We start from the raw sequence: 12,555 nt of genomic DNA, 5'->3' as shown, positions 1-12,555 counted from the left end.
CCGTCGAGAGTATGCGTCCGGGGGTCCGCCGGAGTCCGGCGCGGAGCGGAACAAGGGGGGTGTAGGGGAGTCGTCTGGGGACTGGTGAGCGCCGTCCTCGGCGAGACTGTCCGGCGAGATCTCCCGGCCCCCGCTGCAAAGGATTGTGACCACATGCTGCGTACGGAGCTCATTCGGCCGCTGCCCGAGCTTCTGCGGTCGCACGCCTCCCGCCTCGAGCACAAGATCGCGTTCCGCGACTCCCGGCTGAGTGTGAGCTACGCCGACCTGGAGCTGCGCACCCGGCGGCTCGCCGGGCACCTGGCCGACCTGCGTCTGCAGCCCGGCGACCGCGCGGCGATCCTGCTCGGGAACCGGGTGGAGGTGGTCGAGAGCTACCTGGCGATCCTGCGGGCGGGCGCGATCGGGGTGCCGCTCAACCCGCGGGTCACCGAGGCCGAGCTCTCCTACCTGCTGGAGGACAGCGGGGCGCGGGTGGTGATCACCGACGAGGCGCACGTCGAGCAGGTCCGCGCCGCGGGCGGCGGGGTGCGGCGGATCGTGGTCGTCGGCGACGCGCCAGTACCCAGCGGCACGGTCTCCTACGCCCACCTGGCCGTCACCGACCCGGCGACTCCCGCCCGGGACGACCTGCCCCTCGACGCTCCGGCCTGGATGCTCTACACGTCGGGGACCACCGGCAGGCCCAAGGGCGTGCTGTCCTCGCAGCGCAACTGCCTGTGGTCGGTCGCGGCCTGCTACGTGCCGATCCCCGGACTGTCCGAAGAGGACAGTGTGCTCTGGCCGCTGCCGCTGTTCCACAGCCTTTCCCACATCGCGTGCGTGCTGGGCGTGACCGCGGTGGGGGCCACCGCGCGGGTGCTCGACGGCTTCTCGGCCGACGAGGTCCTCAACGCGCTGCGCGAGGACTCCACCACGTTCCTGGCCGGGGTGCCGACGATGTACCACCACCTGGTGCGCGCGGCGGGCGAGCAGCGGCTCTCGCTGCCGGACCTGCGGATGTGCCTGGTGGGCGGGGCGATCACCACCGCGGCGCTGCGGCGCTCGTTCGAGCAGGCATTCGGCGCCCCGCTGCTGGATGCCTACGGCAGCACCGAGACCTGCGGGTCGATCACCATCAACTGGCCGACCGGTGCGCGGGTCGAGGGCTCGTGCGGACTGCCGGTTCCGGGTCTCGGCGTCCGGCTGGTGGATCCGGAGACCCTGGTCGACGTCGCCACCGGCGAGGAAGGCGAGGTCTGGGTCCAGGGCCCGAGCGTCATGGCCGGGTACCACGACCAGCCCGAGGCCACCGCCGCGGTCTTCCACGACGGCTGGTACCGCACCGGCGACCTCGCGCGGCGCGACGAGAGCGGCTACTTCACGATCAGCGGCCGAATCAAGGAACTGATCATCCGCGGCGGGGAGAACATCCACCCCGGTGACGTCGAAGCCGTGCTGCGGTCGGTACCGGGCGTGGCCGACGCGGCCGTGGTCGGCAAGCCGCACGAGGTGCTGGGCGAGGTCCCGGTGGCGTTCCTGGTCCCGGGGCCCGAGGGGCTGGACCCCGAGCACCTGCTGGCGGTGTGCAGGGAGCAGCTCTCCTACATCAAGGTGCCCGAGGAGCTCTACGAGATCGACCGGATCCCGCGGACGGCGTCGGGCAAGATCACCCGCCACGTGCTGCTCGACCGGCCCGCCAGGCTCAGGGCCGCAGGCGGCGCGCGGCACGAACTGCTCTTCCAGCTCGACTGGCTCCCGCTGCCGACCGTCCCGCAGGCAAGGGCCGCGGCCCAGCAGTGGGCCGTCGTCGGCCCGGACGTCTTCGGGGTGGCCGACTCCCTCGCTTCGCAGGGGAGATCCGTCGACCGGTACTCGGACACCGACGAGCTCGCCGAGTCGGTGGACTCGGCGGAGTCCGCCCCGGAGGTCACCGTGCTCCAGGTGGCGGGCACGGCCGCCGGCGGAGCCGCGTCGCCGGCTGAGGAGGCGCGCGACCGCGTCCGGGTGGTCACCGAGCAGGCGGAGTCCTGGCTCGGCGACGAGCGCTTCTCGGCGGGCACCCTGGTCGTGGTGACCCGGGCGGCGGTGGCCGCCGGGCCGGACGACGAGGTGCCCGACCTGGTCGCGGCGCCGGTGTGGGGCGCGGTCCGCGCCCTGCGGGCAGCCCACCCGGGACGTGTCGTCCTGGTGGACCTCGAACCCGCCGCCGGTTCGGCGGCGGCACTGGCCGATGCCGTCTCCTCGGGCGAACCCGAGCTCCTGCTGCGATCCGGGGTGGCGCTGCGGCCCCGCGCCAACCGGGTGGCCGCGACCGGAGGCGCACGACGCCCGTTGCAGCTCACCTCGCGGGACACCGCGCTGGTCGCCGGTGCCGACGGCGCGGTGGCCGCGACGGTGGCGCGGCACCTGGCCGCCGTGCACGGCGTTCGCCGGTTCCTCCTGGTGAGCCGCGGCGGGGACGCCGACCTCGCGGCCCGGGAGCTGCACGCGGAGCTGACCGCCGCCGGTGCGTCGGTCGCGCTGGCCGCCTGCGACGTGGCCGACCGGGATGCGCTGGCGGGACTGCTGGCCGGGCACCGGCCGGCCGCGGTGGTGTTCGCCGCGGGTGCCGGACGGGAAGCGCTGTCCACCATGGACGGTGCGCTCAACCTCCACGAGCTGGCCCTGGAAACCGGTCTCAAGGCGTTCGTGCTGCTTTCCTCGGCCGCCGGGACGCTCGGCGGAGCCGGCAGCGCCGACGACGCGGCTGCCGGCGTCTTCCTCGACGCCGTCGCGCGGCATCGCGCGGCACGCGGACTGCCCGCGCTCTCGGTGGTCCTCGGACCGGGCGAGCACGAGGACTGGTCCGTGCCCGCCGGCCTGGGCAGGCTCACCGGCCGGGAGCACGCGGCGATGTTCGACGCCGCGCACCTCGCCGACCGCACGTCGGTGCTCGCGTTGCGGCTGGACTCGACCGCGGTCGGGTCCGGGTCCCTCCCTCCGGCGCTGCGGGACCTGATCGACGTGCCGGTCCAGGTCGATGCGCCCGACGACGGCACGGCGTCCGAACTGCGCGAGCGGCTCGCGCCGTTGTCGCGCGAGGAGCAGGGCCGGACGCTGGTGGAGCTCGTGCGCGGCGAGGTCGCCCGGCTCTACGCCATGCCCGACGGCGCGACCGTCCCCTCCGACCGCGCCTTCCGCGACCTCGGCCTCGACTCGGCCACCGCCGTGCAGCTGCGCAACCGGCTGACCGCGAGCACCGGTCTCGACCTGCCGCTGACGCTGGCGTTCGACCACCCCACGCCGGCCAGGGTGGGCCGGCACCTGCGTTCGCTGCTGTTCGGCGGGGAACCTTCGAATGCAGCCGCGGATGCGCGGGTGGTGTCGCACTCCGACGAACCGATCGCCATCGTCGCCATGGGCTGCCGCCTGCCGGGCGGGGTGTCCTCTCCCGAGGAGCTCTGGGACCTCGTGGCCGGTGAGGGCGACGCGGTCGGCGACTTCCCCGGCGACCGGGGCTGGAACCTGGAGGAGCTGTTCGACCCCGATCCGGGCCGGGCGGGCAAGTCCTACGTGCGCCACGGCGGGTTCCTCGACGACGTGGCCGGTTTCGACCCCGAGTTCTTCGGCATCTCGCCCCGCGAGGCGGAGGCGATGGACCCCCAGCAGCGGCTGCTGCTGGAGGTCTCGTGGGAGGTCCTCGAACGCGCCGCGATCGCCCCGGACTCGTTGCGCGGCGCCGATGTCGGGGTCTTCTCCGGCGTCATGTACCACGACTACGCCAGCGATCTCGGCCGCGTCCCGGAGGGCCTGGAAGGCTACCTGGGCACCGGGAACTCCGGCAGCGTCGCCTCCGGCCGCGTCTCCTACACGCTCGGTCTGGAAGGCCCCGCGGTGACGGTGGACACCGCGTGCTCGTCCTCGCTGGTGGCGCTGCACGTGGCCGCGCAGGCGCTGCGCGACGGCGAGTGCGAGCTGGCGCTGGCCGGCGGCGTCGCGGTCATGGCGAAGCCCACGTCGTTCGTGGAGTTCTCCCGGCAGCGCGCCCTGGCCCCGGACGGCAGGTGCAAGGCCTTCGCCGAGGCGGCCGACGGCACGGCTTGGGCCGAGGGCGTTGGCGTGCTGGTGCTGGAGCGGCTGTCGCAGGCCCGGCGCAACGGACACCAGGTGCTCGCAGTGGTGCGCGGCTCGGCGGTCAACCAGGACGGAGCGTCGAACGGCCTGACCGCGCCGAGCGGTCCCGCGCAGGAACGGGTGATCCGGCGCGCGCTGGCGAGCGCCGGGCTGTCGGCCGCGGAGGTCGACGCGGTCGAGGCGCACGGAACGGGCACCAGGCTGGGTGACCCGATCGAGGCGCAGGCGCTGCTGGCCACCTACGGCCAGGGCCGTCCCGCCGGCCAGCCGTTGTGGCTGGGCTCCCTGAAATCCAACATCGGTCACGCCCAGGCCGCCGCGGGCGTCGCCGGTGTGATCAAGGCGGTTCAGGCGATGCGGCACGGCGTGCTGCCCAGGACCCTGCACGTGGACGAGCCGTCCTCCCGGATCGACTGGTCGTCCGGGTCGGTCAAGCTGCTGCGGGAGGCCCGGCCGTGGCCGGAGCTGGACCGCCCCCGTCGTGCGGCCGTGTCCTCGTTCGGCGTGAGCGGGACGAACGCGCACGTGATCCTGGAGCACGCCGGCGAGCCGGACGCGGCCCCCGAGGAGGCCGGGAGCACCGCCCCGGTGCCGTGGGTGCTGTCGGCGCGGTCGGCCGACGGGCTGCGGGCGCAGGCCGGCCGGTGGGCTTCGTTCCTGGCGGATCGTCCCGGCCACCGGCCCGCGGACGTCGGGTTCTCCTCGGTCACCACGCGCGCGGCGCTGGAGCACCGGGCGGCGGTCGTGGCAGGCGACCCGGCCGACGCGGTCGCGGCGCTGAACGCGTTCGCCGCCGGTGAGCGGCCGCAGGAGGTCGTGGCGGACTCCGCGGGCGTCGAGGGCAAGCTGGCCATGGTCTTCCCGGGACAGGGAGCGCAGTGGGCGGGCATGGGGGCCGCGCTGCTGGACTCGTCCCCGGTTTTCGCGGCGCGGATCGCCGAGTGCGAGCGGGCGCTGCAACCCCACGTCGACTGGTCCCTGCGGGACGTGCTGCGGCAGCGGGAAGGGGCTCCCTCGCTGGAACGGGTGGACGTCGTGCAGCCGGTCTCGTTCGCCGTGATGGTCTCGCTCGCCGAGCTGTGGCGCTCGTACGGGATCACGCCGGATGCCGTCGTGGGTCACTCGCAGGGCGAGATCGCCGCGGCGTGCGTGGCCGGGGCGCTGTCCATTGAGGACGCCGCGAAGGTCGTCGCCCTGCGCAGCCAGGCGATCCGGCGAGGCCTCGCGGGCCACGGCGGCATGATGTCGGTGTCGTTGCCGCTGGACCGGGTCACCGACCGGCTGCGCCCCGGTCTGGAGGTGGCCGCGGTCAACGGGCCCACCTCGGTCGTGGTGGCGGGCGAGCCCGGCGCGCTGGAGGAGCTGCTCGCCGAGTGCGAGGCCGAGGACGTCCGCGCCAGGCGGATTCCGGTGGACTACGCCTCCCACAGCTCGCACGTGGAGCGCATCCGCGAGGAGCTGCTGGAGGTGCTGGCCGACGTGCGGCCGCACACCGCGGAGGTGCCCTTCTTCTCCACGGTCGACGGGCAGTGGCTGGACACCGCGGCGCTCGACGGCGAGTACTGGTACCGCAACCTGCGCCGGACGGTGGGTTTCGGGGCGGCGGTCGACGCCCTGGCCGAACAGGGCTACCGGGCGTTCGTCGAGTCCAGCTCGCACCCGGTGCTGACCACCAGCGTGCAGGATGGCCTGGACCGGCGGGAGCAGCCGGTGACCACCGTGGTCACCGGGTCGCTGCGCCGCGACGACGGCGGACTCGACCGCTTCCTGGCCTCGCTGACCCGGCTGTGGGTCGCGGGTGTGCCGATCGACTGGACCGCCGTGTTCGAGGGCACCGGCGCCCGTCGCGTGGAGCTGCCGACCCAGGCGTTCCAGCACCGCCGCTACTGGCTGGAAGCCTCCGAACAGACCGGTGACGTGAGCACGGCCGGTCTGGAGGAAGCCGACCACCCCCTCGTCGGTGCAGTCGTGGCGCTGCCGGAGTCCGGCGGCGTGCTGTGCACCGGACGGCTCTCGCTGCGAACACATCCGTGGCTGGCCGACCACGCGGTCTCGGGCACGCCGATCGTGCCCGGTGCCGCGCTGGTGGAGCTGGCCGTCCGCGCCGGCGACCAGGTCGGCCACGGCGTCGTCGAAGAACTGGTCATCGAGCAGCCGCTGCTCCTGCCCGCCACCGGCGGCGTGCGGTTGCAGGTGAGCGTCTCCGGGGTCGATGACGGGGGACGCAGGCAGGTTGCGATCCACTCCCGGGCCGACGACGGCCCGTCCGAGGCGTGGACCCGCCACGCCACCGGGTTCCTCGCGGCCACCGGCGAGGCCCCGCACGCGAACTTCGAGCAGTGGCCTCCGCAGGGCGCCGAACCCGTGGACGTGACCGGCTTCTACGAGAACCAGGCGGCCGCGGGCTACGGGTACGGCCCGGCGTTCCAGGGCGTGCGCGCGGCGTGGGCGCGCGGCGAGGAGTTCTTCGCCGAAGTGTCGCTCGCGGACGCCCACGCGGCCGAGGCGCAGCGGTTCGGTCTGCACCCGGCACTGCTGGACGCCGCGCTGCACTCGGTGAAGCTGCGCCACGACGCGGCGGGCGAGCTGCGGTTGCCGTTCGCTTTCCGCGGTGTCCGGCTGCACGCCTCGGGCGCCTCGCAGCTGCGGGTGCGCGCGGTGGCCTCGGGTCCGGACGAGATCTCGGTCAGCCTTGCCGATCCGCTGGGACATCCCGTGGCGTCCATCGAGTCGTTGGTCCTGCGCCCGGCTCCGGACGAGAAGCTCGCCGCCGGCAGGAGCGCGCAACGCGCTCCGATGTACCGGACGGCGTGGACACCGGTCCCGCAGGCAGACGGGGACGCGGCCACCCCTTCGGCAGTGCTGGGCACGGGTTGGGGGCCCGCGGAGCTGCCGGAGCACGAGAGCGTGGACGCGCTCGTCCGGGCACTGGACGCCGGAAGCCCGGTACCCGGGGTGGTGCTGGCGAGGGTGGAGCCCGAAGCCGACGACACCGACCCCGCACGGGTGCGGGCGGTCGCGGCCGGCGTGCTGGAACTGGTCCAGCGGTGGCTCGCCGAACCGGTGCTGGAGTCCGGCCACCTGGTCCTGCTGACCCGGGGCGCGGTGCCGGTCCACCACGCCGACGAGGTCCGCGACCTGGCCGCGGCGGCCGTGTGGGGTCTGGTGCGCTCGGCGCAGTCGGAGAACCCCGGGCGCATCACGATCGTCGACGCCGACCGCCTCGACGGCCACTTGCCGCCGCTGCCCGCCGACGAGCCCCAGCTCGCGCTGCGCGACGGGAACTTCCACGCGCCGAGGCTGGCCGGCCACTCCGATGAACTGGCGGCGCCCGGCCGCTCCTGGCGGCTGGAGGTCGCCGACGGCGGCGACTCGCTGGCCGACCTCGCGCTCGTCGCACTGCCGGAGGACCCGGCGCCGCTGGCACCCGGCGAGGTCCGCCTCGCCGTGCGCGCGGCGGGCGTCAACTTCAAGGACGTGCTGATCACGCTGGACATGCTCGGGGTACGGCACGGCCTGGGCGGTGAGGCCGCCGGTGTCGTGCTGGAGGTCGGCGACGCCGTGACCGACCTGGCTCCCGGCGACCGGGTCATGGGTGTGGTCGGCGACTACGGCGCCTTCGCGACCGAGGCGGTGACCGACCGCCGCCTGCTGGCCCGCATCCCGTGGGGCTGGTCGTTCGAGCAGGCGGCTTCGGTGCCCGTCGTGTTCCTCACCGCTTACTACGGCCTGCGCGACCTCGCCGGGCTGAGCGCGGGCCAGTCCGTGCTGGTGCACGCGGCCGCCGGCGGCGTGGGCATGGCCGCCACCCAGCTCGCGCGCCACTGGGGCGCCGAGGTGTTCGGCACCGCCAGCCCCGGCAAGTGGGACGCGCTGCGGTCCCTCGGCCTGACCGACGACCACATCGCCTCCTCCCGCACCGCGGAGTTCGGCGAGCTGTTCCGGGAACGCACCGGTGGTCGCGGGGTGGACGTGGTGCTGAACTCGCTGACCGGCGAGCTCGCCGAAACGTCGCTGTCGCTGCTGCCCCGCGGCGGGCACTTCCTGGAGCTCGGCAGGACCGAGACCCGCGACGCCGGGCAGGTCGCCGAAGCCCACCCGGGTGTCCGGTATCAGGCCTACGCGCTCTACGAGGCGGGACCGGACCGGACCGGTCAGATGCTGGCCGACCTCGTGGAGCTGTTCGAGTCGGGTGCGATCACGCCGTCGCCGCTGAGCGTCTGGGACGTCCGGCGGGCACCGGAGGCGTTCCGCCACATCAGCCAGGCCCGCCACGTCGGCAAGGTCGTGCTGACCGTGCCCCGCGCGCCGCAGCCAGGCGGCACCGTCCTGGTCACCGGCGGCACCGGCACGCTGGGCGCCGAAACCGCGCGGCACCTGGTCACCGAGCACGGCGTGCGGAGCCTCATCCTCTGTGGCAGGCAGGGGATGGACGCTCCCGGCGCCCCCGAGCTGGCGGAGGAGCTCACCCGGCTCGGCGCCCGGGTCTCGGTCGAGTCCTGCGACGTCGCCGACCGCGAGTCGCTGGCCCGGCTGCTGGCGGCGGTGCCGCCGGACCACCCGCTCACCGGTGTGGTCCACACGGCGGGCGCGCTCGACGACGGGGTGATCTCCGCGCTCGACGAGGGGCGGATCGCCACGGTCTTCCGCCCGAAGGTCGACGCCGCGCTGAACCTGCACGAGCTCACCGCTGACCTGGACCTGGCCTGGTTCGTGCTGTTCTCGTCGGCGGCCGGGGTGTTCGGCAACCCGGGGCAGGGCAACTACGCCGCGGCCAACGCCTTCATGGACGGCCTCGCGCAGCGGCGCAGGGCGGCCGGACTGCCCGCGGTGTCGCTGGCGTGGGGTTGGTGGGCGCAGACGAGCGCCCTGACGGCGGCGCTCGACGACACCGCCGCCGCGCGGCACCGGCGCAACGGGCTCCAGCCGATGCCCACCGAGACCGGGATGGACCTGCTCGACGCCGGGCTGGATGCCGGCCACGCCGCGCTCGTGCCCGTCTCGCTCGACCTCCCGGCACTGCGCGCGCGGGCGTCGTCGGAGCCGGTGCCGCCGTTGCTGCGGGGCCTGGTCCGCCCGGGGCGGCGCGTCGCCGGCCGGGCCGCGACCGGGTCGGACCTGGCCGGACGGCTGGCGAACGCCCCCGGGGCCGAGCAGACCAGGATGCTGCTGGAGCTGGTCTGCAAGGAGGCCGCGGCGGTGCTCGGGCACGCCACCTCCGACGCGATCGACCCGAACCGCCCGTTCAAGGAGGCCGGGTTCGACTCGCTCACCGCGGTCGAGGTCCGCAACCGCCTCAACGACGCCACGAAGCTGCGCCTGTCGACCACCGTGGTCTTCGACTACCCGACCCCGGCGGTGCTCGCCGAGCACATTCGCGTCCAGGTCGTCGGCGAGGACATCGAGGTGGAGAAGGCACCGGTCGCCACGGCGGTGACCGGCGGCGCGATCTCCGACGACCCGATCGCGATCGTGTCCATCGGCTGCCGGTTCCCCGGCGCGGCAGGCGGGCCCGAGGAGTTCTGGCGGCTGCTGCGCGACGAAGTGGACGTCATGACCGACCTGCCGGAGGACAGGGGGTGGAACCAGGACGCCTTCGACCCGGACCCGGACACCCCGGGGAGCTTCTACGTCCGGCGGGGCGCGTTCCTGGACGCCGCGGCGTTCGACGCCGAGTTCTTCGGCATCTCGCCGAGGGAAGCGGTGGCGATGGACCCGCAGCAGCGGCTGCTGCTGGAGGTCGCGTGGGAGACCTTCGAGCGCGCGGGCATCGACCCGACCGCGCTGCGCGGTGCCGGGGTCGGGGTGTTCACCGGCGTGATCAACCACGACTACACCAAGCTGTTCGTGCATCCGCCCGCCGAGCTCGAAGGACACCTGATGACCGGGACGGCGGGCAGCGTCGCCTCCGGCCGGATCGCCTACACCCTCGGCCTGCGGGGCCCCGCCCTCACGGTGGACACCGCGTGCTCGTCCTCGCTGGTGGCGCTGCACCTGGCGATGCACTCGCTGCGGCGCGGGGAGTGCGAGCTGGCGGTCGCGGGCGGCGCGACCCTGATGGCCACCCTCGACAACTACGTCGAGTTCTCCCGGCATCGGGGCCTGGCGCCCGACGGCAAGTGCAAGGCCTTCGCGGCGGGCGCCGACGGAACGGCGTGGTCGGAGGGCGCGGGCCTGCTCCTGTTGGAGCGGCTGTCGGACGCGCGGCGCAACGGCCACGAGGTGCTGGCCGTGCTGCGCGGCTCGGCGGTCAACCACGACGGCGCGTCCAACGGCCTCACCGCACCCAACGGACCCGCGCAGCAGGACGTGATCCGGCAGGCGCTGTCCGACGCCGGTCTGTCCACTTCGGACGTCGACGTGGTGGAGGCGCACGGGACCGGTACGCGACTGGGCGATCCGATCGAGGCCGACGCGCTGCTGGCCACCTACGGCCGCGACCGGGACGACGACCGGCCGGTGTGGCTGGGGTCGGTCAAGTCCAACATCGGCCATTCCCAGGCGGCCGCGGGGGTGGCGGGTGTGATCAAGGTGGTGCAGGCGATGCGCCACGGCCTGCTGCCCAGGACGCTGCACGTGGACGAGCCGTCACCGCACGTCGACTGGTCCTCCGGCGGGATGTCGCTGCTGACCGAGCCCCGGCCCTGGGAGGCCGGTGACCGGCCGCGTCGCGCAGGGGTCTCCTCCTTCGGCATCAGCGGTACCAACGCCCACGTCGTCCTGGAGGAAGCCCCCGCCGGCGCACAGGTCCGAGGCGGTGAGCGCACCGAGGTGAGCACGCCTGTCCCGGTGCCGCTGTCGGCCAGGTCGGCGGCCGGCCTGCGCGGTCAGGCCGACAAGCTCGCCCGGCACCTGGCCGACGAGCCGGACGCGGACCTGGTCGACCTGGCCTTCTCGCAGGCCACCTCCAGGGCGGGGCTGGAACGCCGCGCGGTGGTCCTGGCGAGTGACCGCGGTGAGCTGCTGGACGGGCTGGCCGCGCTGCGCGACGGTGAGCCCGGTGGCGAGCTGGTGCGGGGAGTGGCCGGCGGCGGTCTGGCGTTGCTGTTCACCGGCCAGGGAAGTCAGCGGATCGGGATGGGCGAGGAGCTGCACGCCCGCTTCCCGGCCTACGCGAAGGCCTTCGACGAGGTCTGCGCCGCGCTGGACCCGCACCTGGAGCGGCCGTTGCGGGAAGTCGTCGCGGGCGCCACCGACCCCGGCCTGCTCGACCTGACGGCCTACACCCAGCCGGCCCTCTTCGCGGTCGAGACCGCGCTGTACCGGCTGGTGGAGTCGTGGGGCGTGCGACCGGACTTCGTCGCCGGGCACTCGCTCGGGGAGATCGTCGCGGCGCACGTGGCCGGCGTCCTGTCGCTGGAGGACGCCGCCCGGCTGGTCGCCGGTCGCGGCCGGTTGATCCAGGCGCTGCCCGAAGGCGGTGCGATGACCGCGGTCCAGGCCGGCGAGGAGGACGTCGCCGAGCTGCTGGCCGGCCGGGAGCGACAGGTCGACATCGCGGCGGTGAACAGCCCCACCTCGGTCGTCGTCTCCGGCGACGAGGACGTGGTGGCAGCGGTCGCCGAGGAGTGCGCGAGCCGCGGGTGGAAGACCCGGCGGCTGCGGGTGGGGCACGCGTTCCACTCCCCGCGGATGGACGCGATGCTCGACGAGTTCGGCGCGGTGGCGGCGAGCCTGACCTACCACCGGCCGCGCATCGCGGTGCTGTCCAACGTCAGCGGCAAGGTCCTGTCCGCCGAGGAGCTGGCGTCGCCGGAGTACTGGGTGCAGCACGTGCGCAGGCCGGTGCGGTTCCACGACGCCGTGCGCACGTTGTGGAACCAGGGCGTGCGGACCTTCGTCGAGCTGGGCCCGGACGCCGCGTTGACGCCGATGGCCGCCGAGTCGCTGGCCGAGCTGGGCCAGGACGCCGAGTGCGTGGCCACCATGCGCCGGGACCGCCCCGCGGTGCCGACGGTGCTCACGGCCCTGTCCACCATGTACGCGCGAGGCGCGAGCGTCGACTGGCCGGAGGTGTTCGCCGGAACCGGTGCGCGCCGGGTCGATCTGCCCACCTACGCGTTCCAGCACCGGCGCTACTGGCCCGAGGTGTCGAGCACCGCCGAGTCCGAGGTCCGCGAGCGGATCGCCGTCCCGGCGGCGGAAGGAGAGCAGGACGGCGAACCGTCGTTCCGCGAACGCTGGTACGCCCTGGCCGAACCGGAGCGCTTCGCGGCGCTACTGGAGCTGGTCCGGTCCGAAGCCGCCACGACGCTGGGCAACCTGGAGAGCGGCCTGGCCGACGAAGACGCGTTCTTCGAGGTCGGTTTCACCTCGCTCAACGCCGTCGAGCTGCGCAACCGGCTGTCCGGGCACACCGGGCTGCGGCTGCCGACCGCGCTGCTCTTCGAGTACCCCACCCCGCAGATGCTCGCCGAGCACCTGCAAGAACGGATGGCCGCGGACCAGGAGGCATGACCG

At 74.3% G+C, this 12,555-nt stretch carries 1 protein-coding gene; it reads left to right on the top strand.

The genetic code is table 11. The annotated features are described in order from the left end of the window. Positions 1-153: 153 nt before the first annotated feature. Positions 154-12,552 (top strand): type I polyketide synthase, encoded by a 12,399-nt coding sequence (locus HUO13_RS24620; protein WP_211897435.1) that lies wholly within the window; start codon positions 154-156, stop codon positions 12,550-12,552. Positions 12,553-12,555 lie beyond the last annotated feature (3 nt).

The sequence above is a fragment of the Saccharopolyspora erythraea genome (genome assembly GCF_018141105.1).
Lineage (GTDB): Bacteria > Actinomycetota > Actinomycetes > Mycobacteriales > Pseudonocardiaceae > Saccharopolyspora_D > Saccharopolyspora_D erythraea_A.
Note: the sequence above shows the minus strand (reverse complement) of the source record. Positions and strands in the feature narration are given on the sequence as shown.

Coding starts and splice junctions, on each gene's coding strand:
- HUO13_RS24620 (WP_211897435.1), top strand. CDS start 154: ATGCTGCGTACGGAGCTCATTCGGCCGCTGCCCGAGCTTCTGCGGTCG.